Annotated in this window: 22 protein-coding genes, 3 tRNA genes, 1 pseudogene and 1 other annotated feature; of the genes and pseudogenes, 25 read left to right on the forward strand and 1 reads right to left on the reverse strand. The window is 43.0% G+C overall.

Going from position 1 to position 24,958, the window contains the following annotated elements; genetic code table 11:
• Positions 1 to 294 precede the first annotated feature (294 nt).
• The 9 genes from parC (at position 295) to INT76_RS01210 (ending at position 7,918) form a co-directional block, all read left to right on the forward strand.
• Complete coding sequence (gene parC, locus INT76_RS01170) at positions 295 to 2,751, forward strand: DNA topoisomerase IV subunit A (RefSeq protein ID WP_212571297.1); 2,457 nt, start codon at positions 295 to 297, stop codon at positions 2,749 to 2,751.
• A gap of 64 nt (positions 2,752 to 2,815) precedes the next feature.
• Positions 2,816 to 3,433, forward strand: a complete 618-nt coding sequence (locus tag INT76_RS01175; RefSeq protein ID WP_212571304.1) for a DUF4230 domain-containing protein — start codon at positions 2,816 to 2,818, stop codon at positions 3,431 to 3,433.
• 92 nt (positions 3,434 to 3,525) lie between these two features.
• Positions 3,526 to 4,548, forward strand: coding sequence for a branched-chain amino acid aminotransferase (locus tag INT76_RS01180; RefSeq protein WP_212571306.1), 1,023 nt, complete (start codon positions 3,526 to 3,528; stop codon positions 4,546 to 4,548).
• Positions 4,549 to 4,679: 131 nt separating this feature from the next.
• Complete coding sequence (locus tag INT76_RS01185) at positions 4,680 to 4,913, forward strand: DUF2969 domain-containing protein (RefSeq protein WP_212571308.1); 234 nt, start codon at positions 4,680 to 4,682, stop codon at positions 4,911 to 4,913.
• A gap of 51 nt (positions 4,914 to 4,964) precedes the next feature.
• Positions 4,965 to 5,046: transfer RNA gene (locus tag INT76_RS01190), tRNA-Tyr, on the forward strand.
• Between the two features lie 275 nt (positions 5,047 to 5,321).
• Positions 5,322 to 5,393 (forward strand) — tRNA-Gln (locus INT76_RS01195).
• A 122-nt stretch (positions 5,394 to 5,515) separates the two neighbouring features.
• Complete coding sequence (gene rpsA / locus INT76_RS01200; protein WP_212571310.1) at positions 5,516 to 6,721, forward strand: 30S ribosomal protein S1; 1,206 nt, start codon at positions 5,516 to 5,518, stop codon at positions 6,719 to 6,721.
• A 37-nt stretch (positions 6,722 to 6,758) separates the two neighbouring features.
• Positions 6,759 to 6,830: transfer RNA gene (locus INT76_RS01205), tRNA-Arg, on the forward strand.
• Positions 6,831 to 6,889: 59 nt separating this feature from the next.
• Positions 6,890 to 7,918 carry a threonine aldolase family protein gene (locus INT76_RS01210; protein WP_212571312.1) on the forward strand — a complete coding sequence of 343 codons (1,029 nt, stop codon included), beginning with the start codon at positions 6,890 to 6,892 and terminating at the stop codon, positions 7,916 to 7,918.
• A gap of 156 nt (positions 7,919 to 8,074) precedes the next feature.
• On the opposite strand, the gene INT76_RS01215 is transcribed toward INT76_RS01210, so the two are convergent.
• The gene (locus INT76_RS01215) at positions 8,075 to 8,449 is read right to left on the reverse strand and encodes a DUF6556 family protein (protein WP_212571314.1); all 375 of its coding nucleotides are present in this window, start codon (positions 8,447 to 8,449) and stop codon (positions 8,075 to 8,077) included.
• Positions 8,450 to 8,565: 116 nt separating this feature from the next.
• Between INT76_RS01215 and INT76_RS01220 the strand changes: the two genes are divergently transcribed.
• The 16 genes and pseudogenes from INT76_RS01220 (at position 8,566) to carB (ending at position 24,815) form a co-directional block, all read left to right on the forward strand.
• A complete protein-coding gene (locus INT76_RS01220) occupies positions 8,566 to 9,708 on the forward strand; it encodes a cysteine desulfurase family protein (RefSeq protein WP_212571316.1) in 1,143 nt (380 codons plus the stop codon).
• A 1-nt stretch (position 9,709) separates the two neighbouring features.
• Complete coding sequence (thiI, locus tag INT76_RS01225; RefSeq protein WP_212571318.1) at positions 9,710 to 10,927, forward strand: tRNA uracil 4-sulfurtransferase ThiI; 1,218 nt, start codon at positions 9,710 to 9,712, stop codon at positions 10,925 to 10,927.
• Between the two features lie 329 nt (positions 10,928 to 11,256).
• Positions 11,257 to 12,582, forward strand: a complete 1,326-nt coding sequence (brnQ, locus tag INT76_RS01230; protein WP_212571320.1) for a branched-chain amino acid transport system II carrier protein — start codon at positions 11,257 to 11,259, stop codon at positions 12,580 to 12,582.
• 79 nt (positions 12,583 to 12,661) lie between these two features.
• Positions 12,662 to 12,732: a sequence feature (ribosomal protein L21 leader region), on the forward strand.
• A gap of 35 nt (positions 12,733 to 12,767) precedes the next feature.
• On the forward strand, positions 12,768 to 13,082 hold the full coding sequence (gene rplU, locus INT76_RS01235; RefSeq protein WP_212571322.1) for a 50S ribosomal protein L21: 315 nt from the start codon (positions 12,768 to 12,770) through the stop codon (positions 13,080 to 13,082).
• A gap of 50 nt (positions 13,083 to 13,132) precedes the next feature.
• A complete protein-coding gene (rpmA, locus tag INT76_RS01240) occupies positions 13,133 to 13,426 on the forward strand; it encodes a 50S ribosomal protein L27 (protein ID WP_067089616.1) in 294 nt (97 codons plus the stop codon).
• 231 nt (positions 13,427 to 13,657) lie between these two features.
• A complete protein-coding gene (locus INT76_RS01245) occupies positions 13,658 to 14,113 on the forward strand; it encodes a GNAT family N-acetyltransferase (RefSeq protein WP_212571324.1) in 456 nt (151 codons plus the stop codon).
• Positions 14,114 to 14,192: 79 nt separating this feature from the next.
• Entirely contained in the window at positions 14,193 to 15,098 is a 906-nt protein-coding gene (locus INT76_RS01250; protein ID WP_212571327.1) for a LysR family transcriptional regulator, read from the forward strand.
• 1 nt (position 15,099) lies between these two features.
• Positions 15,100 to 15,564: a signal peptidase II gene (gene lspA / locus INT76_RS01255; RefSeq protein ID WP_212571330.1), complete on the forward strand. Its 465-nt coding sequence runs from the start codon at positions 15,100 to 15,102 to the stop codon at positions 15,562 to 15,564.
• Entirely contained in the window at positions 15,548 to 16,435 is an 888-nt protein-coding gene (locus tag INT76_RS01260; protein WP_212571332.1) for an RluA family pseudouridine synthase, read from the forward strand. The genes lspA and INT76_RS01260 overlap by 17 nt, the downstream gene beginning before the upstream one ends.
• A gap of 118 nt (positions 16,436 to 16,553) precedes the next feature.
• Positions 16,554 to 17,123, forward strand: a complete 570-nt coding sequence (locus tag INT76_RS01265) for a TVP38/TMEM64 family protein (protein WP_212572982.1) — start codon at positions 16,554 to 16,556, stop codon at positions 17,121 to 17,123.
• Positions 17,124 to 17,200: 77 nt separating this feature from the next.
• Positions 17,201 to 17,536: a zinc ribbon domain-containing protein YjdM gene (locus INT76_RS01270; RefSeq protein ID WP_212571334.1), complete on the forward strand. Its 336-nt coding sequence runs from the start codon at positions 17,201 to 17,203 to the stop codon at positions 17,534 to 17,536.
• A 76-nt stretch (positions 17,537 to 17,612) separates the two neighbouring features.
• Positions 17,613 to 18,260, forward strand: coding sequence for a Pr6Pr family membrane protein (locus INT76_RS01275; RefSeq protein WP_212571336.1), 648 nt, complete (start codon positions 17,613 to 17,615; stop codon positions 18,258 to 18,260).
• Between the two features lie 230 nt (positions 18,261 to 18,490).
• A complete protein-coding gene (gene pyrR, locus INT76_RS01280) occupies positions 18,491 to 19,012 on the forward strand; it encodes a bifunctional pyr operon transcriptional regulator/uracil phosphoribosyltransferase PyrR (protein WP_212571338.1) in 522 nt (173 codons plus the stop codon).
• Positions 19,013 to 19,058: 46 nt separating this feature from the next.
• Entirely contained in the window at positions 19,059 to 19,985 is a 927-nt protein-coding gene (locus tag INT76_RS01285) for an aspartate carbamoyltransferase catalytic subunit (RefSeq protein ID WP_212571339.1), read from the forward strand.
• A gap of 51 nt (positions 19,986 to 20,036) precedes the next feature.
• Positions 20,037 to 21,119: a carbamoyl phosphate synthase small subunit gene (locus INT76_RS01290; RefSeq protein WP_212571341.1), complete on the forward strand. Its 1,083-nt coding sequence runs from the start codon at positions 20,037 to 20,039 to the stop codon at positions 21,117 to 21,119.
• A gap of 516 nt (positions 21,120 to 21,635) precedes the next feature.
• Positions 21,636 to 24,815, forward strand: a pseudogene (gene carB / locus INT76_RS01295) (carbamoyl-phosphate synthase large subunit).
• Positions 24,816 to 24,958 lie beyond the last annotated feature (143 nt).

Below are 24,958 nucleotides of genomic sequence, written 5' to 3' on the forward strand. Positions count from 1 at the left end.
CATGGGGTGGTGGGAATATCGTCTGGAGATGACAAAAGAAACTGATTGTTCTTACATCATTTCTGTGATAATCTTGTTCCTCATGATACGTTTACCACGGTGAACAGTATCAAAATAGAAAAAGGAATATTCCTTTTAGTACGAATAAATAAGAAAGGAACGTTCAGTTAACCCTAACTGAACACGGGACTAAATTCCTAGTGAAAAGATAAATCTCCTTAGATGTGTATCATCGGTCGATTTTCTATTTTCCTACGGAATTTTTCGGTAAGCCGAACCGTCCCTTTGTATCTTATGAGCAATATTCAAAACATGTCCCTTGAGGACATCATGGGAGAGCGCTTTGGTCGCTACTCCAAATACATCATTCAGGAGCGGGCCCTGCCTGATATTCGCGATGGCTTGAAGCCTGTTCAGCGCCGTATCCTGTATTCGATGAATAAGGACGGCAATACCTTTGATAAGGGCTACCGTAAGTCAGCCAAGTCAGTTGGTAATATCATGGGGAATTTCCACCCACACGGTGATTCCTCTATTTATGATGCCATGGTTCGTATGAGCCAAGATTGGAAAAATAGAGAAATCTTGGTTGAAATGCATGGAAATAACGGCTCTATTGATGACGATCCACCGGCAGCGATGCGGTATACCGAGGCGCGTCTTTCTGAAATAGCTGGCTTTTTATTGCAGGATATAGAGAAAAAGACGGTACCTTTTGCCTGGAACTTTGACGATACAGAAAAAGAGCCGACGGTTTTACCAGCCGCGTTTCCAAACCTGCTTGTCAACGGGGCAACCGGGATTTCTGCTGGTTATGCGACAGATATTCCATCCCATAATCTTGCCGAAGTGATTGATGCGGTTGTCTACATGATTGACCATCCGTCGGCTAAGTTGGAAAAACTGATGGAATTTTTACCAGGGCCAGATTTTCCAACCGGCGGCATTATCCAAGGGGCAGATGAAATCAAAAAAGCCTACGAAACAGGTAAGGGACGAGTGGTCGTTCGCAGCCGTTGCGAAATTGAAAAACTCAAGGCAGGTCGCGAGCAGATTCTTGTAACAGAAATTCCTTTTGGTGTGAAAAAAAGCGAATTGGTTGCCTCAATGGATAAAATCCGGGTGGCAAATAGTGTTCCAGGGATTGCAGAAGTTCGTGATGAGTCGGATCGAACAGGCTTACGGATTGCGATTGAGCTTAAAAAGGATGCAGATAGCCAGACCATTCTCAACTATCTCTTGAAGTACACTGATTTACAGATCAATTACAACTTCAACATGGTGGCAATTGATCACTTCACCCCACGTCAGGTTGGTTTGCAGAAAATTTTGTCTAGCTATATCGCTCATCGGCGTGAGATTATCATTGCTCGCTCCAAATTTGATAAGGCTAAGGCAGAAAAACGCCTGCACATCGTGGAAGGTTTGATTCGAGTTATTTCGATTCTGGATGAGATTATCGCTCTTATCCGCGCTTCTGATAATAAGGCAGATGCAAAAGAAAATCTCAAGGTTAGCTACGATTTCTCCGAGGAGCAGGCCGAAGCTATTGTGACCTTGCAACTCTATCGTCTAACCAATACGGACATCGTTACGCTGGAAAATGAAGAAGCAGCCTTGCGCGAGCAGATTCAAACTCTGGCAGCCATTATCGGTGACGAGCGCACCATGTTTAACCTGATGAAAAAGGAACTCCGTGACATCAAAAAACAATTCGCCACTCCGCGTCTGAGTGAGTTGCAAGACCAGGCTGAAACCATTGAAATCAACACAGCCAGTCTAATTGTCGAGGAAGAAACCTTTGTCAGCGTGACCAAGGCAGGTTATATCAAACGGACTAGTCCGAGATCCTTCAACGCGTCAACAGTAGAAGAAATGGGCAAACGAGATGATGACCTGTTGGTATTTCTAGCTCCAGCCAAGACGACTCAGCACCTCTTGCTCTTTACCAATCTAGGAAATGTCATCTACCGGCCGGTACACGAGTTGACCGACATCCGTTGGAAAGATATCGGCGAGCACCTCAGTCAATCTCTGACCAACTTTGAAACCAATGAGGAGATTATTTATGCTGAGCTGGTTGACAATTTTGATCAGGGTACTTATTTCGCGGCCACAAAATTAGGACAAATCAAGCGTGTGGAGCGTAAGGAATTTACTCCTTGGAGAACCTATAAATCCAAGTCAACTAGGTATGCCAAACTCAAAGAAGCAGAAGACGTGGTTGTTGCAGTATCACCAGTAGTTTTGGATGATGTCATGATTATCACACAAAAAGGGTACGCTCTGCGATTTTCCATATCAGAAGTACCGATTATCGGAGCCAAAGCAGCTGGTGTCAAAGCCATCAATCTGAAGGACGACGATCATGTAGTGGCGGCCTTTTTAAGCAATACTAACAGCATCTACATCTTGACCCAGCGTGGCAGTTTGAAACGGATGGCAACAGATGATATTCCAGTGACTAGCCGCGCAAAACGAGGCTTGCAAGTGCTGCGTGAACTCAAAAGCAAACCCCACCGTGTCTTTGCGGCGGGGCCAGTATTCTCGGATAATAGCGGAGCAGAACTCGATTTATTTGCTACTGAGGTAGAAAGCAGCAAGGAGCAACTCCTTCTTGTGACCACTACGACAGGGCAAGTGATTGAGAAAAACTTGGCTAACTTGACTCTTTCTGAGCGGACGAGCAATGGTAGTTTTATTTCTGACACCATATCAGATGAAGAAGTTTTGTTCTCTTGGACAAAATAGCAGGCAAAGATTGCTCTATGAGCAGTCTTTTTGCTAGAGTCTAGTAAACATGCAAGGAGGTTTTATGTATTTTATCAAAACATTTTTTAAACTAAAGGTCTATCTATGGGTCGTTGTGGCTGTTTTACTTGGCCTTCTGAGTATGTGGGGGTACGGCTATCTGAGCGGCTCTATGGAAAAGCAAAGCGAAGCAAAAGTCAGCACAACAATTGAATATATTGAGCAGGTAAACGAACTTGTATTTTTAAATACCTCCGTTCAAAAAATAATCACTGCCAAGAACTACACCATCTTATTTGGACAAGAGATGCCCTTCTCAGAAAAATCAGCCTTACTCATCGTTAACTATAAAGCAAAGTTTGGGATAAAAAGTCCAGTAACGATTGAGAAGACTGGAGAAAAGCGATACCGCATCACTGTTCCAAGTTTTCAGGTGATCGGCTTGGAACTAGATGCCAAAGAACCCTATATTCTCTATGATAAAAGTGGAGATATTCTCAGTTTTACAACGGAAGAAATCGATACAGGCCAATTAGTTACGGATGAATTCAAGTCGGCTGAACAAACAAGTTTTCTTACCCAATATGAAGACGACATCAAGGAATCAGCCCAAAACTATTATCATAACTTATTCAAGTCCATCTCTTCGGACCTTCAATTAGAAGTCGTCTTTGAACAATAGCAGTGGTCTTATTCACAAAATTTTCTGAATTTTTAATTGAAAATCAAGGTTAAAAATAGTAAAATAGTAAAAAATAAGTTTGGAGAATCGCTATGACTGTACAAATTGACTGGGAAAACCTAGGTTTTGCCTATATGAAACTACCTTACCGCTATATGGCCTACTACAAAAATGGGCAGTGGCAGCCAGGCAGCTTGACCGAGGATGCCACCTTGCATATCTCAGAAAGCTCGCCAGCCCTCCACTATGGTCAGCAAGCATTTGAAGGACTCAAAGCCTACCGCACCAAGGACGGCCATCTCCAGCTCTTTCGTCCAGATCAGAATGCCGAACGCCTACAACGTACCGCAGATCGCCTCCTCATGCCACAGGTGCCGACAGACCTGTTCATTCAAGCCTGTAAAGAAGTCGTTAAAGCCAATGCCGATTATGTTCCTCCTTATGGAAGTGGCGGGACCCTCTATCTTCGTCCGCTCTTGATTGGTATCGGCGATATTATCGGCGTTAAACCAGCGGATGAGTATATTTTTACTGTATTTGCTATGCCTGTGGGCAACTACTTCAAAGGTGGGCTTGCACCGACCAACTTCCTCATCCAAGACAAGTATGACCGGGCAGCTCCACATGGAACAGGAGCAGCTAAGGTGGGAGGGAATTATGCGGCCAGCCTCCTTCCAGGTCAGTTTGCTAAACAGCAAGGTTTTTCTGATGTAATCTATCTGGATCCTGCAACTCATACCAAAATTGAAGAAGTAGGATCAGCAAACTTCTTTGGAATTACGGCTGACAATGAGTTTGTTACCCCGATTAGTCCATCCATTCTACCATCCATTACCAAATATTCTCTCCTCTATTTGGCAGAGCATCGTCTGGGAATGAAGGCGGTGGAACGTGAAATCCTTGTCGAAGAACTAGATCAGTTTGTAGAAGCTGGTGCCTGCGGAACAGCAGCAGTCATCTCACCTATCGGCGGTGTTCAAATTGATGACAAACTTCATGTTTTTTACAGTGAAACAGAGGTTGGGCCCGTAACGCGTAAGCTCTATGATGAGTTGACAGGAATTCAATTCGGAGACCGTGAAGCTCCCGCTGGTTGGATTGTAACAGTTGATTAAAAGAAAAGGGCTTGCACTTGCAAGCTCTCTTCATTTCGTGTAAAATGGAGAAAGTGAGCAAAGAAAGGAAGAGAAGGTCTATTGTTCGGAAATAGATATCTGAGTATGTAGAATGAGCCTTCATCAATTTTATGAGTAAAAAAGACAAAAAGATTGAAATTCAACTAGAAGATAGCGCGGTTCTTGTGAATGGACAAGAGTTTTCAGGCTATCGTCTGGTGATTGGTAAAAAAACCATCGGTGAAATTGCAGAATTAGAAGAGAACAATTTTGCTGTTGTCAAAAACGGAAATACCGAAAGCTTTTATAAAAACCTTGAAAAAGCGGTCGGAAATGTTATCGAAAATTACAATTTGAGCAATTAAGTACTTGAAATAGTCACTATTTTATGTTAGAATAGTGGCTGTTAGTGTTGCGGAAAGATAGCGAAGAGGCTAAACGCGGCGGACTGTAAATCCGCTCCTTACGGGTTCGGGGGTTCGAATCCCTCTCTTTCCATTGAACAGGATACAAAAGACGTTAAGAAATCCGTATGAAAATAGGAAACTGACGCAGTGTGCCAAACACACAAGGAAGTTTATCTTTTTCACTAGGATTTTAGTCCGTGTTCAACTTAGATACGAGATGTGTTCTGGTTTACCAGAAATTTCTGTAGAAAATTAGCTGACTGACGCTGAGTGTTTACACTCAAGGAAGGTTATCTATTTTCCTAAGAAACTAATCACGAGTTCAATTTCTTGTGACTAGCAAAGAAATGAATTGTATCTCTTTTTTGGGGTATCGCCAAGCGGTAAGGCAAGGGACTTTGACTCCCTCACGCGTTGGTTCGAATCCAGCTACCCCAGTCAAGGTACTAGAGGAAACTCTAGTTCGTCAAAGATGTCATATTGTTGTTTGTCCTTGCGTGTGCCTTAATAAAATATATTTTATGTTGAGTCGAAAGACTTGATTGTCGGAGGTTTATTTAATGAACGAATTTGAAGATTTGTTGAACAGTGTAAGTGAAGTTACACCTGGTGATGTGGTTACTGCTGAAGTATTGACCGTTGATGCTGGTCAAGCAAACGTAGCGATTGCAGGAACTGGTGTAGAAGGTGTCTTGACTCTTCGTGAGTTGACAAACGACCGCGATGCTGACATCAACGACCTTGTTAAAGTTGGTGAAACGCTTGAGTTGCTTGTACTTCGCCAAGTAGTTGGTAAAGATACAGACACTGTTACCTATCTTGTATCTAAAAAACGTTTGGAAGCACGCAAGGCTTGGGATAAATTGGTTGGCCGTGAAGGCGAAGTAGTAAACGTTAAAGTTACTCGTGCTGTTAAGGGTGGTCTTTCAGTTGAATTTGAAGGACTTCGTGGTTTCATTCCAGCTTCAATGATCGACAGCCGTTTCACTCGTAACACTGAGCGTTTTGTAGGTCAAGAATTTGATGCAAAAATCAAAGAAGTTGACCCAGCTGAAAACCGCTTCATCTTGTCACGTCGTGAAGTTGTTGAAGAAGCAGCTGCAGCAGCGCGTGCCGAAGTATTTGGTAAGTTGGCAGTTGGTGAAGTAGTAACTGGTAAGGTTGCTCGTATCACTAGCTTTGGTGCCTTTATCGACCTCGGTGGTGTTGATGGTTTGGTTCACTTGACTGAGTTGTCACATGAGCGCAACGTTTCTCCTAAATCAGCTGTAACAGTTGGTGAAGAAGTTGAAGTAAAAGTTCTTGCTATCGACGAAGAAGAAGGTCGCGTATCACTGTCATTGAAAGCTACACAGCCTGGTCCATGGGACGGCGTTGAGCAAAAATTGGCAGCCGGCGATGTTATCGAAGGTAAAGTAAAACGCTTGACTGACTTTGGTGCTTTTGTAGAAGTATTGCCAGGTATCGATGGTTTGGTTCACATTTCACAAATTTCACACAAACGTGTTGAAAATCCAAAAGACGCTTTGTCAGTTGGTCAAGATGTAACTGTTAAGGTTCTTGAAGTGAATGCTGCTGATGAACGTGTATCTCTTTCTATCAAAGCCTTGGAAGAGCGTCCTGCTCCAGCTGAAGGCGAAGAAAAAGCTGAAAAACGTGCACCACGTCCACGCCGTCAAAAACGTGAAGAAAAACGTGATTACGAATTGCCAGAAACACAATCTGGTTTCTCAATGGCTGACTTGTTCGGTGACATTGAATTGTAATTCCGCGATAAAACTTGCCTAGAGCAAGTTTTTCTTTCCACCCTTAGTGTAATGGATATCACGTAAGATTCCGGTTCTTGAGATGGGGGTTCGATTCCCTCAGGGTGGATTAGAATAAGGAGCTGGGTTATCCAGCTCCTTTCTTGTCTATTTAGAAAGGACTTTTTCATGCTACACTTCGAAAATGACTACAACAAAGGTGCCCATCCTGCTATCCTTGAAGCCTTACTGGCAACCAATCACCAAGGTCTTTCAGGCTATGGTTTCGATAGCTATTCTCAAGCCGCTATTGAAAAAATCCGGCTGGCAACAGCATGTCCGCATGCACAGGTGACTTTTTTGACAGGGGGAACTCAGACCAATCAGGTAGTTATTAGCGCCATGTTGCAGTCTTATGAGGGAGTCATTGCTGCCGATACTGGTCACATTGCTAGCCATGAGGCCGGCGCTATCGAATTTTCTGGTCATAAAGTGCTGACTCTCCCTCATCAGGAAGGAAAGATTTTTGCTGCGGATATTAAAGAGCTTCTAGAGGATTTCTATGCCGATGCCAACCATAGCCATATGGTATTTCCGGGCATGGTCTATCTCTCTCATCCGACAGAGTATGGAACGCTTTATAGCAAGAAAGAACTGACGGAGATTGCTGAAATTTGTCGTACCTACGATATTCCCCTGTTCTTGGATGGGGCACGTCTAGGATATGCTTTGGCAGCAAAGGATGCAGATTTAGATCTGGCAGCAATTGCAGAGCTGACAGATGTTTTCTACATCGGAGGAACCAAGTTAGGGGCTTTGATGGGTGAAGCAATCGTATTTACGAAAAACAATCAACCCAAGCAATTTACGACAATCGTCAAGCAACACGGTGCATTACTGGCTAAGGGAAGATTGTTAGGAATCCAGTTCGATTGTTTATTTAGTGATAACCTTTACTTGGAGCTGGGGCGACATGGTATTGAAATGGCTGAGCAAATGAAAGTTATCTTGGAAGAAAAGGGATATTCGTTCTATCTCAAGTCACCGACCAATCAGCAGTTTATCATCCTAGACAACCAAGAACTGCCACGTTTGACAGAAGCTGGTTTGCTGTATTCCTTTTGGGAAAAATATGACGAAACCCACACTGTTATTCGCCTAATAACCAGTTGGTCAACTAGTCAAGAGGACTTGGATGAATTGAAAAAAATCTTATAGTTCAAATCGTTTGCTTGATAAGGCTAGTGATAAGCTTTCCTTTCTTGGAGGAGCTTGTACACATGATAGAACAATGGATAAAAGCACCAAAAGAGGGGATTTGGTGCTTTTAAGAAATCTTGTATTTAAAAGATGTTGAATAGTCACTGTTTTTTATCATTGGTCAGAAGATTGACTGGCGCCACTGACCGCATCAGAAGTTGCTTCGGTACTGGTGACACTTTCTTGGTTGTCAGTAGAACTAGTTGTTTCTTGACTAATAGTGGTGGTTGTTTCAGTTGTTGTACTAGCTTCTTGACTGGATTCGGTAGTAGTCTGGCTACTTTCTTCAGAAGTAGATGGGACAATGTAGACCGTTGTAGAAGTATTGGTTTCCCCCGAATTGGTTTGGGCTCTGGAACTGAAACTATAAATGGTGATGCTGGCTGTGATAATCCCGAGAATGGAGCCGATAAACGTTAAGGTTTTTTGTAGGGATGACAGCCCTTTTTTAGCGGCTGAAGTAGGTGACTTGGTTTTCCTAGTTGGCATGGTTTCTTCCTCCTATTTATCACTAGAATAGGGGATAAAGGTTAAATCTATCTTAAAGTTTGGCAGAACTCCCCTAAACATGATAAAATAAATCTATTGTAGAAAAGGAAGTAAACATGATTTATTTTGACAATGCAGCGACGACACCGGTTTACCCAGAGGTCTTACAGACCTACACGGAAGTCGCAAGTAGAATCTGGGGAAATCCCTCAAGCCTCCACAATTTAGGCAGTCAGGCAAGTCGGATTTTAGAAGCCTCTCGTAAGCAGATTGCGGAGCTTTTGGGAAAAAATAGCAAGGAAATCTTTTTTACCTCTGGTGGAACAGAAGGAGACAACTGGGTGATAAAAGGTGTGGCTTTTGAAAAAGCGCACTTGGGGAAACACATCATTGTTTCTGAAATTGAACATCCAGCTGTAAAAGAAGCTGCCCTGTGGCTGAACAGCCAAGGGTTTGAAGTTGACTTGGCACCTGTCGACAAAAACGGCTTTGTAGACCTTGACCGTTTAGAGGCTCTCATTCGACCGGATACGATTTTAATTTCCATCATGGCTGTTAACAATGAAATAGGCTCTATCCAACCTATTTCAGCAATTTCGGAACTATTAGCAGACAAGCCAACCATTTCATTCCATGTGGATGCAGTACAGGCAATCGGCAAGCTTTCTACGGATCTGTTCCTGACGGATCGCGTAGACTTTGCGACATTTTCTGGCCATAAATTCCATTCGGTTCGAGGAGTGGGCTTTGTCTATATTAAGTCTGGCAAAAAGATTACGCCGCTTTTGATGGGAGGCGGTCAGGAGTCGGATAAACGCTCTACAACCGAAAATGTAGCCGGTATTGCAGCGACTGCCAAGGCTTTGCGTCTCAGTCTGGACAAGGCGCAAGAACAGCAGAAAAAACTGACTGCCATGAAGCAAATTCTTTTGCAGGAGCTTGATTCTTATCAGGATGTGACCGTCTTCTCAGGGATGGAGGAGTTTGTTCCAAATATTTTAACATTTGGTATCAAAAATGTCCGCGGTGAGGTCATCGTTCATGCCTTTGAAGAACACCAGATTTATGTTTCAACAACTTCAGCTTGTTCGTCTAAGGCAGGTAAACCGGCAGGAACCCTTATAGCTATGGGTGTTCCACAAAAACTAGCCCAGACAGCTGTTCGCATCAGTCTTGACGGCGACAATGATATGGGGCAAATCGAGCAATTTTTGACCATCTTCAAACAAATTTATACCAACACTAAGAAAGTACGATGAAATGCAATATTCAGAAATTATGATCCGCTATGGCGAGCTGTCTACTAAAGGCAAGAACAAGATGCGTTTTGTAAACAAACTCCGCCAAAATATTCAAGAAGCCCTAGCTATCTACCCAGAAGTGACAGTTTATTTTGACCGTGACCGGGGACATGTCTATCTGAACGGTGCTGATTATCAGCTGGTTTCAGCCTCTCTGAAAAAGATTTTTGGGATTCAAAATTTTGCCCCTTCTTACAAGGTTGAGAAATCTGTTCCAGCCTTGAAAGATGCAGTTCAGGCTATTATGAAAAACATCTATCAAGAAGGAATGACCTTTAAAATCGCAGCTCGTCGCAGTGATCACGGTTTTGAACTGGACAGTCGTGAGCTCAACCAAGTACTGGGAGATGCGGTCTTTACAGCCATTCCGAATGTTCAGGTTCAAATGAAGTCGCCTGACATTACTCTAAGGGTAGAAATTCGTCCAGATGCGGCCTATATTTCTCACGAGGAAGTCAAAGGAGCAGGCGGTCTGCCTGTTGGAACTTCTGGTAAAGGGATGCTGATGCTATCGGGCGGTATCGATTCCCCTGTTGCAGGCTACCTGGCCCTCAAACGTGGAGTAGAGATTGAGGCGGTTCATTTTGCTAGTCCGCCTTATACAAGTCCAGGAGCACTGAAGAAGGCCCAAGACCTAACCAGAAAACTGACAGCTTTCGGAGGAAATATTCGCTTCATCGAAGTGCCATTCACCGAGATTCAGGAAGAGATTAAAAACAAAACACCAGAGGTTTATTTGATGACCTTAACCCGTCGTTTTATGTTGCGGATTACAGACCGTATCCGCGAAGAGCGCTCTGGCATGGTCATCATCAACGGGGAAAGTCTGGGACAGGTTGCCAGCCAGACATTAGAGTCTATGCAGGCGATCAATGCAGTGACGACAACACCTGTTATTCGTCCTGTTGTCACCATGGATAAACTAGAAATTATTGACATTGCTCAAGAAATCGATACCTTTGAATTGTCTATCCAACCTTTTGAAGATTGTTGTACGATTTTCGCACCAGACAGACCTAAAACCAATCCCAAGATAAAAAACGTTGAGCAATATGAAGCACGCTTGGACGTAGAAGGATTGATTGAACGAGCGGTTGCAGGCATTATCGTGACAGAAATCACACCTAAAGGAGAAGTCAAGGACGTGCTGGATACTCTGATTGATGAACTCCTCTAATGCGTAAGACGGTACTCTATATTGGTATGGGCAATCATATCAAGGAGAAGAGTCTGGCTAAACATTTTCTTCTTCATTATTGGGAGAGTTAGGGTAATCTAGCAATCATTCATGAAAATAAGCGAATAGGTTTTGGGTTCTGGTTATCAGAAACTTGAAACCTGTTTGTTTTTTATTAAGGAAGATTTTGCTATTTGTAGCAGAGGCTTGTGAACTTGGTTGAACGGATAGGAGGGGTTGATTTTTGAAAAGTATGAGTCGTTAGCCTTTTTGAAACCGGTTTTATATGATATAATAGGTCGTTAATCTGTTTAAATAAAGGAGAGAATATGAAAAAAGGATCACTGACAGGCTTGCTCCTGTTCGGTATATTTTTTGGTGCGGGAAACTTGATTTTTCCTCCTGCACTTGGTGCCCTATCGGGGGATGCGTTTTGGCCTGCGGTTAGCGGTTTTGTTGTTTCAGGAGTTGGTATTGCTGTTTTGACCTTGGTCATCGGTACTCTGAATCCCAAAGGCTATGTCCATGAGATTTCACGGAAAATATCACCCTGGTTTGCAACAGTTTATTTAGTTGCTCTTTACTTGGCTATTGGCCCATTCTTTGCCATTCCTAGAACAGCGACTACCTCTTTTGATATGGGAATTGCCCCACTTTTAGGAGGGGTGAATGCTCAGCTAGCCCTTTTGATTTTTACAGCCCTTTACTTCGTAGCGGCCTATCTCATTGCTCTCAATCCCTCAAAGATTTTGAACCGAATTGGTCGTATCCTGACGCCTGTTTTTGCTCTGTTAATTGTGGTTTTGGTTGTTCTTGGTTTTATTGCCTACGGTAAAAACAATCCAATGCCCGCTAGCGATGCCTATACCGGTGGTCAGGCGTTTGGTACAGGATTTATCGAAGGCTATAATACCTTAGATGCCTTGGCTTCGGTTGCTTTCAGTGTTATTGCGGTCAATACCTTGAAACAGCTCGGTTTTTCAAGCAAAAAAGAATATGTTTCAACCATTTGGATTGTAGGAGCAGTTGTAACAGTTGCCTTTAGTGCGCTTTATATCGGACTTGCCTACTTGGGCAATCGTTTTCCAATTCCTGCAGAGGTCATGGCATCAGATGTCAATAAAGGTGTTTATGTGTTGACCCAAGCAACCCAGCAAATTTTCGGACCTGGAGCTCAGATTTTTCTAGCAGCCATGGTAACGGTAACTTGCTTTACCACAACGGTAGGTTTGATTGTATCAACTGGTGAGTTCTTCAATGAGCGGTTTCCAGCCTTGTCTTACAAAACGTATGCGACAATTTTTACCTTGATTGGCTTTGCTATCGCTAATCTTGGCTTGAACACAATCATTGCTTTTTCAATCCCTGTTCTCTTGGTGCTTTATCCAACGACGATTTGTATCGTTATGATCACCATTGTCAACAAGTTTCTTCCCCTATCTGTTTATGGGATGCGCTTGACAGTCGGACTGGTAACAGTCATGTCCTTGGTAGAAGTAATGGCTTCAAAATTTGGCTGGACAGCTCTATCTTCCTTCTTTGCTAGCCTTCCGTTAGCCAACCAGTCCTTGTCCTGGTTGCTGCCGGCAATCCTTGGAATCCTCTTAGCCTTGTTTTTGCCTAATAAGCAAGAGAGCGAAGCTTTTGAAATGTAAAAAAAACTTGAGATAAATTACACAAAACACTTGCAATAGCAGGTGTTTTATGGTATATTCTATTGGTTGACTATGCACACATCCTGTGCAACCGCACGAATACCGTTCAAGTGGTTCGTCCCACGGTACTAGGCGAGTCTTCACAATAAATTCGGGCCTGGCCCAAAAATCATAGGAGGTGCATAATGAGCACATACGCAATCATTAAAACTGGCGGCAAACAAGTTAAGGTTGAAGTCGGTCAAGCTGTCTACGTTGAAAAGTTAAACGTTGAAGCAGGTCAAGAAGTAACTTTTGAAGAAGTTGTTCTCGTCGGTGGTGAGAAGACTGTTGTCGGAACTCCACTTGTAGCTGGCGCTACTGTAGTTGGTACAGTTGAAAAACAAGGTAAACAAAAGAAAGTTGTTACCTTCAAGTACAAACCTAAAAAAGGTAGCCACCGCAAACAAGGTCACCGTCAACCATATACAAAAGTTGTTATCAACGCTATCAACGCATAATTGCGGTCTAGCTAAACAACATTTATCACAGAATTTTGGAGGAATAACACATGTTAAACTTGAATCTTGCTAATTTGCAACTATTCGCCCACAAAAAAGGTGGAGGTTCAACGTCAAACGGTCGTGACTCACAAGCAAAACGCCTTGGTGCGAAAGCTGCTGACGGCCAAACTGTATCAGGTGGTTCAATTCTTTACCGCCAACGTGGTACTAAAATCTACCCAGGAGCTAACGTAGGTCGTGGTGGAGATGATACCCTTTACGCTAAAGTAGAAGGCGTTGTACGCTTCGAACGTAAAGGCCGCGATAAGAAACAAGTATCTGTTTATCCAATCGCTAAATAAGTCTAAAAATGGCTTAACAATAGGCTTTCCGAGTTTCGGAAGGCCTGTTTTTTGTTTCTTGTATGCTAAAATATTTAAGATTTTGCGTTGCAACTTCTTACCGTTTATTGTACAATAAACATACTATAATCGAAGGGAGGGATTCAAATGAAAGTGAAGATAATAAATGTTGACAGAATAAGAATCAATAGAGTGGAGGTTGTGCTGGCATAATCTCCTAGAGGAGAAAAAATGAATATCGCTGCTGTAACGAATCTGGCTGAAAAGCTTAGAATTATTGAAGAAATATTGACAGATTTACCTGAATGGTTTGGCTTGCCTGAAAGTACAAAGGAATATATTCAAGATGGTAGTTTGCTTCCGCTTTGGGCTGCTTTTGATGGCGAAGATCTAATTGGTTTTGTGACCCTAACAAAATCCTCTGAGGACTGTGGCGAAGTTCACTGTATGGGGGTTAAAAAAGCTTATCACCGAAAAGGTGTGGGTCACGCCTTGATGCAAGCCTTAGAAGAGGGGGCGAAGAAGTCCTATTCCTATCTTCAGGTGAAAACTGTTGATGAAGGACACTATAAGGAGTATGATCAGACCATTGCTTTTTATCGCTCTTGCGGTTTTGTGAAACTAGAAGTATTTCCTACTTTGTGGGATGAGTGGAACCCTTGTCTCATCATGATTAAAAAGTTATAAAAAGAAAGACATCAGCAATTTTGCTGATGTTTTGATATGTGGTATAATAAAAAGATAGAAATTGAGAAAGGACGAGTCAATGAATATTCAACAATTACGATACGTTGTAGCTATTGCCAATAGTGGTACCTTTCGGGAGGCAGCTGAAAAGATGTTTGTATCCCAACCGAGTTTGTCAATTTCTGTGCGAGATTTGGAGAAAGAGCTGGGCTTTAAAATTTTTAGTCGAACCAGTTCTGGAACTTTTTTGACCAAAAAAGGAATGGAATTCTATGAGAAGGCTCAAGCCTTGGTTAAGGGGTTTGATCATTTTGAGAACTTTTATTTACAGCCAGAAGAGGGAGAAAAGGTTTTTTCGATTTCCAGTCAACACTATGATTTTTTGCCGCCCCTTATAACAGAATTTTCTAAGAAACATCCTCAGTATCCAAACTTTAGGATTTTTGAGTCTACTACGGTTCAAATTCTGGACGAGGTGGCTCAGGGGTATAGTGAGCTTGGGATTATCTACCTGAATAAACGCAATACAAAAGGGATTATGCAAAAGCTGGATAAACTCAACTTGGAAGTGGAAGATTTGATTGGCTTTCAAACCCACATTTACCTGCGCAAAGGGCATCCTCTAACAGAGAAAAGAGAGATTGAATTGGCTGATTTAGCTGGTTTGCCAACGGTACGTTTTACGCAGGAAAAAGAAGCCTATCTCTACTATTCAGAAAACTTTTTTGATACCTCAGATTCGTCAGTGACCTTTGATGTGACAGATCGTGCAACCTTGAATGGTATTCTGGAGCGGACAGATGCTTATGCCACTGGGTCGGGCTTTTTGGACAGCGAAAGTGTCCATGGGATTACGGTTATTCCGTTCAAGGGTGAAAGTGATAACCGAATGGTTTATGTCAAACGGGCAGATACAGAGTTGACAGCGTGCGCTCAAGATTTTATCGGCGTTATGCAGGCTTATTTTGACAAGAAGAAGGAGTAAGATGAGAAAAATTGTTTTTCCGCTATGGATAGCGGCGCTAATTGGTTTGGATCAGTTGGTAAAGTGGTGGACGGTTGAAACGATAGCTTTGCATGAGGTCAAGCCTTTTCTGCCTAATATCATGAGCTTGACCTACCTTCGCAACTACGGCGCTGCCTATTCAATTTTGCAGAACCAACAATGGTTGTTTACCATTGTGACCATTGTGGTGATGGCTGGTCTTGTTTGGTACTTTATCAAACATATCAATGGAAGTTTCTTTACCCTATTTAGTCTATCCTTAATGATAGCCGGCGGGTTGGGGAATTTTATTGACAGGTTGCGTCTGGGCTATGTAGTGGATATGTTTCACTTAGACTTCATCAATTTTCCAGTCTTTAATGTGGCAGACATCTGCCTGACTATTGGAGTTGGAATTTTGTTTATTTGTTTGATGAAAGAAGAGAAAAATGGAAGTAAGAGTTGAAATAGGTGGTATGCGTCTGGACAAGGCGCTGGCTGAGTTGACGGACTTGTCGCGCTCAGTGGCTAACGAGCAAATCAAGGCTGGTCAGGTACTGGTCAATGGTCAGGTTAAAAAAGCGAAATATAGTGTCCAAGTCGGTGATGTCATTCAGTACCAAGAACCAGAGGTGGAAGCCCTAGACTATGTAGCAGAGAATCTTCCTATTGAGATTGTTTATCAGGATGCGGATGTGGCAGTTGTCAATAAGCCACAAGGGATGGTGGTTCATCCGTCAGCAGGTCATACATCCGGTACCCTAGTCAATGCCCTGCTCTACCATGTCAAGGATTTGTCTGGTATCAACGGAGTGATGCGTCCAGGCATTGTCCACCGAATAGATAAGGATACTTCGGGCTTGCTGATGGTTGCTAAAAATGATGAGGCACATGTTAAGTTGGCCGAAGAGTTAAAAGCCAAAAAATCACTTCGCAAATACATAGCCATTGTCCACGGCAATCTCCCTAATGACCGCGGGCTAATTGAAGCGCCGATTGGTCGTTCAGAAAAAGATCGGAAAAAACAAGCTGTAATCGCAAAGGGAAAAGAAGCCATAACGCGTTTTCAAGTTTTGGAGCGTTTTGGTGATTACAGCTTGGTGGAATTGAGTTTAGAAACAGGACGGACTCACCAAATTCGTGTTCACATGGCCTACATTGGCCATCCTGTGGCCGGCGACGAGGTGTATGGGCCTCGCAAGACCTTAAAGGGAGATGGTCAATTTCTCCATGCTCAGACTCTTGGTTTTACTCATCCTAGAACAGGTGAACTGGTTGAATTTACGGTAGAAGCACCAGCGATTTTTCAAAAGACCTTGGAAGAGTTGAGAAAGTAGATAAAAAGTAGATGGGCTACATCCATAGACGGATGGTTTACGGCCGGGGATATGCTATAATATTCTTATGAAGAAATTAAAAGTAATAGAGTCTGAAAAAAGACTTCGGTATATCCATATCATTTTACAAATACTTACATGGTTAGGGATTATCGCCATGTGTGTGCTGGGCTATTATTTGTATAAGCAAGGCTATTTGACAGACATGCCTAAATTGCGGCTGTTAGTTGGCAAGGCTGGAGTCTGGGCGCCTCTCTTATTTATGCTTTTGCAGCTGATTCAAATTATCCTGCCTGTTCTTCCGGGAGGTGTGACTACTTTAGCAGGTGTTGTCATTTTCGGCCCTTTCTGGGGATTTGTTTGGAACTATCTAAGTATTTGTGTGGGATCAATCCTAGCCTTCCATATTGCAAAAATTTATGGCCGTCCGGTCTTGCGCTTGCTTTTTAGCCCAAAAACCATCGCTGCCTATGAGAAAAAGACTAGTTCAGATACGCAATTTGCCAAGTATTTTGCGATTGCCATCTTTTTCCCCTTTGCTCCAGATGATTTCTTATGTTATTTGGCAGGGACAACTTCCATGACTTACAAACAGTTTATCTGGATTATTTTATTGGGCAAGCCAGCCTCTATCTTGATTTACAGTTTAGGTTTGACAACACTCTTTTCTAAATTCTTTGGTTTTTAGATTGAAAACCTTATCATCTTGCCCAAATCTTTTCAAGATGCTATACTAGATAGCGGAATAAAATTAAAGGAGATAACATGGAAACTTTACCAAATTGTCCAAAATGTCAATCTGAATATGTCTACGAAGATGGTGCCTTGCTAGTTTGCCCAGAATGTGCCTATGAGTGGAACCCAGCAGAACTTGCAGAAGAAGAAGGAGTTGTTGCTATCGATGCCAATGGTAATCGTCTGGCGGATGGAGATACTGTAACTCTTATTAAAGATTTAAAGGTAAAGGGGGCTCCTAAAGACCTGAAACAGGGAACTCGTGTTAAGAATATCCGTATTGTTGAAGGCGACCATAACATCGATTGTAAAATTGATGGTTTTGGTGCGATGAAATTGAAATCAGAATTTGTGAAAAAAATTTAAGTGAAATAGGGAAGCGGTCTTTGCATTTATAGAAAATGTAATGGCTGCTCCCTATTGCTGTTTAAGAAAGGATGCTATGAAACATCAAAGTAGATTGTTTTACTCTCGCTGTCTGTTGGCGGCGCTCGCTATCGCAGGAACTACCATTCAACTGGTCAAGTACGGACCAGGAATGCTCATGTACTATACGGTACAGTCCAACTTGTTGGTTTCTATTTTTGCAGTCTATATGGTTTATGCCATGACCAAGGGGAAGGATTTGCAACAACAGGGCTTTTTACGTATCAAGGCAGCAGTTACCATGTCTATTATGATTACATGCGTTGTCTATCACTTTATGCTTGCGCCTCTGGCAACTGATTTTTGGCGGGTCGAAAACATGCTATGTCACTACATTGTGCCTGTCTATTTTCTTTTGGATACCCTTGTTGTTGACCGACAAAAGCAGTACAAGTGGTTTGACCCTATTTGGTGGACTGCCCTACCTGTCGCTTACATGATTTTTGGTCTAAGCAATGGCTTCTTTATCAAAATCCCCATCCCAGATGCCAAGGATAGTCCGTTTGCTTACTTTTTCCTTAATGTTCCAAAGTATGGTTGGGCCTATGTTTTGACCTATGCTGCAACAATTTTTCTTGCCTACCTGCTATCTGGTTTTCTGTTAGCTGGGATTAAGTCAATTAGCTTGAAGAGTTCCTGGGCCTTGAAGGTTAAAACAGACTAAAATCCGAACGATATAAATTTATTTTTAAAAAAACTACGATTATATTTGTCAGTTGCAATTTTTTTTGGTATACTGTGAAAAAATATATCCTTTAAGTGCTGTCCCGTGAGGCAGGCAAGGAGTATCGTGTGAAATAGGGTTGGTCTTTTTGTCCTGCCTAGATTTTCTGAAATCTCCTTGTATTGGGAGATTTTTTTCATGCCCTTTGGAGCAAAAGCAGGAGGACTTTGATGAAAACAAAGGAAATTGTTGATGAGATGACGATGAAGCGTGCCATCACGCGGATTACCTATGAAATCATCGAGCGCAACAAGAACATAGAAAATATTGTACTCGCTGGGATTAAGACCCGCGGTGTCTATATTGCCCAACGAATTCAGGAGCGGATTAAGCAGCTGGAAGGGATAGATGTTCCCTTAGGAGAGTTGGATACCAAGCCCTTCCGAGATGATATGAAGGTAGAAGAAGATACAACCCTGATGACAGCAGATGTCAATGATCGAGATGTCATCCTAGTGGATGATGTTCTCTATACTGGTCGGACTATTCGTGCAGCTATTGACAATGTTGTTTCACTTGGCCGACCAGCGCGTGTTAGTCTTGCGGTTCTAGTGGATCGCGGCCACCGCGAATTACCTATTCGGGCGGATTATGTTGGAAAAAATATACCAACCAGCCGTTCGGAGGAAATTATTGTCCATATGGCAGAAATTGATGGTCAAGATCAAGTCTTGATTCACGAAGCTAGCTAATCGTCCAAATTCACATAGACTTTTAAAATTTAAGGTAGGGAAAAAGATGACAATCACAAACGGTAAAGTATCGCTCAAACACTTAGTTACAATGGAAATCCTTTCAAACGAGGAAGTTCTAGGCTTGATTAAGCGGGGACTGGAGTTTAAACGAGGTGAAGTTGAGATTAAACCAGATCGCAAGTACTACGCTTCCAACCTCTTCTTTGAAGATTCTACTCGTACGCATAAGTCCTTTGAGATGGCAGAATTGCGACTAGATATGGGGATGATTGACTTTGACGCGCGTACTAGCTCTGTCAATAAGGGTGAAACGCTCTACGATACGATTTTGACAATGAGCGCTCTTGGTGTAGACATCTGTGTTATCCGCCATTCAGAAGTAGACTACTACAAACAATTGATTGATAGTCCAACCATCCAAACCTCTATCGTTAATGGTGGTGATGGTTCTGGTCAGCACCCTAGCCAATCTCTATTGGATTTGATGACGATTTATGAAGAATTTGGAACCTTTGAGGGGCTTAAGATTGTCATCGCCGGAGACATCACACATTCTCGGGTGGCAAAGTCTAACATGCAAATTCTCAAGCGTTTGGGTGCGGAAATCTTCTTCTCAGGACCGCGTGAATGGTATTCTGAAGAGTTTGATGTGTATGGTCAGCATGTTGGGATTGATGAAATCGTTGAAGACGTAGATGTCCTTATGTTGCTTCGTGTGCAACATGAGCGCCATGATGGCAATGAAAGTTTCTCGAAGGGAGAGTATAATAGTTTGCACGGTTTGACAGTAGAACGCTACAAGCGTTTGAAAGACACAGCTATTGTGATGCACCCAGCGCCAGTAAACCGTGATGTTGAGATTGATGACAGTCTGGTTGAAGCTCCTAAGGCTCGTATCGTACGCCAGATGCAGAACGGAGTCTTTGTTCGTATGGCGATTTTGGAGGCCATCCTAAACGGCAAGGCCTAATAAAGAAAGAAGAAGCGTTAAAGGGCTCCAGAGAGGGCCAACGAGGTATGTATGTCAAAAAGACGTTTAATTTTAGAAGACGGTACTATTTTTGAAGGCCAAGCCTTTGGTGCCGATATGGATGTAACGGGAGAGATTGTCTTTAGCACAGGCATGACCGGTTATCAAGAGTCTATCACGGATCAATCCTATAATGGTCAAATTCTGACCTTCACCTATCCCTTGGTAGGAAATTATGGCATTAACCGTGATGACTATGAATCCATCTGCCCGACCTGTAAGGGCGTGGTGGTCAGTGAATGGGCTAGACGGGCTAGCAACTGGCGTAACCAGATGACTCTGGATGAATTTCTGAAGGCAAAAAAAATTCCAGGCATTTCAGGGATTGATACCCGCGCTCTGACTAAAATCATTCGGAAACATGGCACAATGCGGGCCACTTTAGCGGATGTTGGGGACTCGGTTGAACATCTGACCGATCAACTGCGTGCGACCGTTCTTCCGACAAATAATATCCATCAGGTTTCGACCAAGACTGCCTATCCAGCTCCAGGAGTTGGCAAGAATATTGTTCTGGTTGATTTTGGCCTCAAGCATTCTATTTTGAGAGAGCTGGCCAAGCGAGGATGCAATATTACTGTTGTTCCTTATGATACCAGTGCGGAAGCAATTTTAGACCTTAATCCTGACGGGGTGATGTTATCTAATGGCCCTGGTAATCCCGATGATGTACCAGAGGTGCTGGATATGATTCGAGGTATCCAAGGCAACATTCCAATCTTTGGGATTTGTATGGGGCATCAACTTTTTGCTAAGGCTAATGGAGCAAAGACCTACAAAATGAAATTTGGTCATCGTGGCTTCAATCACGCTGTACGGGAAATCGCATCAGGCCGTGTTGACTTTACCAGTCAAAATCATGGCTACGCCGTATCTCGTGAAGAACTGCCTGAGGAACTGATGATTACCCATGAAGAAATCAATGACAAGTCGGTAGAAGGTGTGCGCCACAAATATCACCCAGCCTTCTCTGTCCAGTTTCATCCAGATGCAGCACCAGGGCCACATGATTCTAGCTATCTATTTGATGAATTTATGGATTTGATTGATTCTTTTCAAGCTGTAAAGCAATAAATAAGTTAGGCCAAGTCCTGTCGGAACTTGGCTTAACTTATAAGAGATATATTTAATGCTTTAGCTCATAAGCGAGAGAATTGAATCCATTTTACCACGTCGGCAGGTCGTGACGCTAATCACTATGGTGCATTAGCTACTCCCTGCACTAGCTTACAAAAGGATTACTATCGAATCCATTTGCAAGCGTCAAAAAACTTATTTAATGTCGCACTGTGAGGCGACGAATAGAAAGGTCTGAGCAACTAGGTCTAAATGCTGAAGCATTTGTCCTAGTACGCAAAGTCCTAGGGGGGAACTTTGCTAGCTCATACACTAGTTTGAAAGCTCATCTATTATCGAGCTGAGCTTTCAAACGTCGGAGGAAACTTATTTAATGTCGCCCTGTGAGGCGACGAATAGAAAGGAGTAGGGTGGTTAGGTGCTCGGCTTGTTGAAGCTGAGGTCGATTGACAGTTTTAGCTCAAAAGATAGTTGTTTCTTGTGCTAGCCTAACGCCCGGAATCGTTTATCATTATGCCAAAACGTTTGGATATAAAAAAAATTATGGTGATTGGGTCTGGTCCGATTATTATTGGTCAGGCTGCAGAATTTGACTACGCTGGTACTCAAGCTTGTCTGGCTTTGAAAGAAGAAGGATATAGTGTCGTTTTGGTCAATTCAAATCCAGCGACTATCATGACGGATAAGGAGATTGCTGACAAGGTTTATATCGAGCCTATTACACTAGAATTTGTGACCCGTATCCTGCGCAAGGAGCGACCAGATGCCCTCTTGCCAACCTTGGGTGGCCAGACGGGACTCAATATGGCCATGGAACTCTCCAAATCAGGTGTTCTCGATGAACTTGGAGTGGAACTTTTGGGAACAAAGTTATCAGCGATTGATCAAGCTGAGGACCGTGATTTGTTCAAGCAGCTCATGGAAGACTTGGAGCAGCCTATCCCTGAATCAACAATCGTAACAACAGTCGAAGAAGCGTTGGCATTTGCTAGTGAAATTGGCTATCCTGTTATCGTTCGCCCTGCCTTTACTCTTGGAGGTACAGGTGGAGGCATGTGTGCCGATGAGGCTGAACTAAGGGAAATTGCTGAAAACGGTCTGAAACTATCCCCAGTTACCCAATGTTTGATTGAGCGCTCAATTGCTGGTTTCAAAGAAATTGAATACGAGGTTATGCGAGATGCTGCTGACAACGCTCTTGTTGTTTGTAACATGGAAAACTTTGACCCTGTTGGGATTCATACGGGCGATTCGATTGTTTTTGCTCCGACACAAACCTTGTCCGATATTGAAAATCAACTGTTGCGGGATGCTAGTCTAAGCATTATTCGCGCCCTTAAGATTGAGGGAGGCTGTAATGTTCAGCTTGCTCTTGACCCTCATAGTTTTAAATACTATGTCATCGAAGTGAATCCTCGTGTATCGCGTTCCTCTGCTCTTGCATCAAAAGCAACAGGTTATCCAATTGCTAAACTAGCTGCTAAAATTGCGGTTGGTCTAACTTTGGACGAAATGATTAACCCAGTAACAGGAACGACCTATGCAATGTTTGAGCCGGCACTTGACTATGTGGTCGCTAAGATTCCACGCTTTCCTTTTGACAAATTTGAAAAAGGAGAACGCCGCCTAGGCACCCAGATGAAGGCGACAGGGGAAGTTATGGCAATCGGTCGCAACATCGAAGAAAGTTTGCTCAAAGCCTGCCGCTCCTTAGAGATTGGGGTTCATCACAATGAACTATCCGAACTGGCTCAAGTAACAGATGATGACTTGGTAGAAAAAATTGTTAAAGCGCAAGATGATCGCCTTTTCTATTTATCGGAAGCTTTGCGTCGTGGATTCACAGTAGAAGAATTGGCTAAGTTGACCAAAATTGATCTCTTCTTTTTGGATAAACTCCTTCATATCGTTGAAATAGAGCAAGAACTGGCGACAAACTTTGATGATATTGATCTGCTGAAAAAAGCTAAAAAATACGGCTTTTCGGATCGAAAAATTGCGGAGCTTTAGGGGAGAACGGAAAAGTATATTCGTCATATTCGTACAGAGCATGGTATTGTACCAGTCTACAAGATGGTTGACACCTGCGCAGCTGAGTTTGAAAGCACAACACCATACTTTTACTCAACCTATGAATGGGAAAATGAATCCATTCAGTCGAAAAAGGACTCTGTCCTTGTTCTAGGGTCAGGGCCTATCCGTATTGGACAAGGGGTTGAGTTTGACTATGCAACCGTTCATTCGGTGAAAGCTATTCAGGCTGCCGGCTATGAAGCCATCATCATGAACTCCAACCCTGAAACAGTTTCAACGGATTTTTCCGTATCGGATAAACTCTACTTTGAACCACTTACTCTTGAAGATGTGCTTAATGTGATTGAGTTGGAGCAACCCAAAGGTGTTATTGTCCAGTTTGGCGGGCAGACTGCTATCAATCTAGCAGAGCCTCTGGCTCAAGCTGGCATTCCAATTCTGGGTACACAAGTGGCTGATTTGGACCGAGCTGAAGACCGTGATTTGTTTGAAAAAGCCTTGAAAGAGTTAGGGATTCCTCAACCACCAGGGCAAACCGCAACCAATGAAGAAGAAGCCCTAGAAGCGGCCCGCAAAATTGGTTTTCCGGTACTTGTTCGCCCCTCTTATGTCTTGGGTGGACGAGCGATGGAGATTGTTGAAAATGAAGCCGATTTGCGCTCCTATATGCGGACAGCTGTAAAAGCCAGTCCAGAACATCCAGTTCTGGTAGATTCCTACCTTGTAGGACGTGAATGTGAAGTTGATGCTATCTCAGATGGAAAGGATGTGCTCATACCAGGGATTATGGAGCATATCGAACGAGCTGGTGTTCACTCCGGTGACTCTATGGCAGTCTATCCTCCACAAACTCTGTCTAAAGAAGTTCAGGAAACAATTGCAGACTATACCAAGCGTTTAGCTATTGGGCTTAACTGTATCGGTATGATGAACATTCAGTTTGTCATCAAGGACGAAACAGTCTATGTTATCGAGGTAAATCCGCGGGCTAGCCGTACCGTTCCTTTCCTATCCAAAGTAACAGATATTCCAATGGCACAAGTAGCTACCAAACTTATTTTAGGTCAGACTTTAGCTGAACTAGGATATGAAGACGGTCTTTACCCTGAAAGTTCCCAAGTCCATGTTAAGGCACCCGTCTTCTCCTTTACAAAATTGGCAAAGGTAGACAGTTTGTTAGGCCCTGAAATGAAGTCAACCGGTGAGATTATGGGATCGGATGTAACACTTGAAAAAGCACTTTATAAAGCTTTTGAAGCCAGTTACCAGCACTTAGAAGAATTTGGCAATGTTGTCTTCACTATCGCCGACGAGGACAAGGAAGAAGCACTTGAATTAGCCAAGCGTTTCTATGAATTAGGTTATGGACTTCTGGCAACGCATGGAACAGCGGCCTATCTCAAAGCACAAGGTCTAGTGGTTACTTCTGTTGGTAAATTGGGCGATTCGCAATATCAAGATATTCCTAGCTTGGTGCGAGCAGGAAAAGTTCAAGCCATTATCAACACAGTTGGCAAAAAGCGTGTGGCAGAAGGTGACGGTCACATCATCCGCAGTTCGGCCATTGAAGCGGGCATTCCCCTCTTTACTGCCCTTGACACAGCAGACGCCATGGTTCGTGTCCTAGAAAGTCGCAGCTTTATAACACAGGCTATTTAAGAAATCAGAGAGTGGGACAGAAATCGATAATTTCGAAGAAATTCGATTTCGTCATCTCGCCTCCGCACAGTTGAGTAGGGCTGTAAAAGCTGATTTATCAGCGCATTAGAGCCCACTCAACCACTGCGCTATAAGTATCTAAA

It is taken from the genome of Streptococcus oriscaviae (assembly GCF_018137985.1).
In the GTDB taxonomy this organism is placed as follows: domain Bacteria; phylum Bacillota; class Bacilli; order Lactobacillales; family Streptococcaceae; genus Streptococcus; species Streptococcus oriscaviae.

What these genes read in the sequence shown, in the direction of transcription:
- parC (WP_212571297.1), top strand. Translation starts at nt 295, where the DNA reads ATGAGCAATATTCAAAACATGTCCCTTGAGGACATCATGGGAGAGCGC.
- INT76_RS01175 (WP_212571304.1), top strand. Translation starts at nt 2,816, where the DNA reads ATGTATTTTATCAAAACATTTTTTAAACTAAAGGTCTATCTATGGGTC.
- INT76_RS01180 (WP_212571306.1), top strand. Translation starts at nt 3,526, where the DNA reads ATGACTGTACAAATTGACTGGGAAAACCTAGGTTTTGCCTATATGAAA.
- INT76_RS01185 (WP_212571308.1), top strand. Translation starts at nt 4,680, where the DNA reads ATGAGTAAAAAAGACAAAAAGATTGAAATTCAACTAGAAGATAGCGCG.
- rpsA (WP_212571310.1), top strand. Translation starts at nt 5,516, where the DNA reads ATGAACGAATTTGAAGATTTGTTGAACAGTGTAAGTGAAGTTACACCT.
- INT76_RS01210 (WP_212571312.1), top strand. Translation starts at nt 6,890, where the DNA reads ATGCTACACTTCGAAAATGACTACAACAAAGGTGCCCATCCTGCTATC.
- INT76_RS01215 (WP_212571314.1), bottom strand. Translation starts at nt 8,449, where the DNA reads ATGCCAACTAGGAAAACCAAGTCACCTACTTCAGCCGCTAAAAAAGGG.
- INT76_RS01220 (WP_212571316.1), top strand. Translation starts at nt 8,566, where the DNA reads ATGATTTATTTTGACAATGCAGCGACGACACCGGTTTACCCAGAGGTC.
- thiI (WP_212571318.1), top strand. Translation starts at nt 9,710, where the DNA reads ATGCAATATTCAGAAATTATGATCCGCTATGGCGAGCTGTCTACTAAA.
- brnQ (WP_212571320.1), top strand. Translation starts at nt 11,257, where the DNA reads ATGAAAAAAGGATCACTGACAGGCTTGCTCCTGTTCGGTATATTTTTT.
- rplU (WP_212571322.1), top strand. Translation starts at nt 12,768, where the DNA reads ATGAGCACATACGCAATCATTAAAACTGGCGGCAAACAAGTTAAGGTT.
- rpmA (WP_067089616.1), top strand. Translation starts at nt 13,133, where the DNA reads ATGTTAAACTTGAATCTTGCTAATTTGCAACTATTCGCCCACAAAAAA.
- INT76_RS01245 (WP_212571324.1), top strand. Translation starts at nt 13,658, where the DNA reads ATGAATATCGCTGCTGTAACGAATCTGGCTGAAAAGCTTAGAATTATT.
- INT76_RS01250 (WP_212571327.1), top strand. Translation starts at nt 14,193, where the DNA reads ATGAATATTCAACAATTACGATACGTTGTAGCTATTGCCAATAGTGGT.
- lspA (WP_212571330.1), top strand. Translation starts at nt 15,100, where the DNA reads ATGAGAAAAATTGTTTTTCCGCTATGGATAGCGGCGCTAATTGGTTTG.
- INT76_RS01260 (WP_212571332.1), top strand. Translation starts at nt 15,548, where the DNA reads ATGGAAGTAAGAGTTGAAATAGGTGGTATGCGTCTGGACAAGGCGCTG.
- INT76_RS01270 (WP_212571334.1), top strand. Translation starts at nt 17,201, where the DNA reads ATGGAAACTTTACCAAATTGTCCAAAATGTCAATCTGAATATGTCTAC.
- INT76_RS01275 (WP_212571336.1), top strand. Translation starts at nt 17,613, where the DNA reads ATGAAACATCAAAGTAGATTGTTTTACTCTCGCTGTCTGTTGGCGGCG.
- pyrR (WP_212571338.1), top strand. Translation starts at nt 18,491, where the DNA reads ATGAAAACAAAGGAAATTGTTGATGAGATGACGATGAAGCGTGCCATC.
- INT76_RS01285 (WP_212571339.1), top strand. Translation starts at nt 19,059, where the DNA reads ATGACAATCACAAACGGTAAAGTATCGCTCAAACACTTAGTTACAATG.
- INT76_RS01290 (WP_212571341.1), top strand. Translation starts at nt 20,037, where the DNA reads ATGTCAAAAAGACGTTTAATTTTAGAAGACGGTACTATTTTTGAAGGC.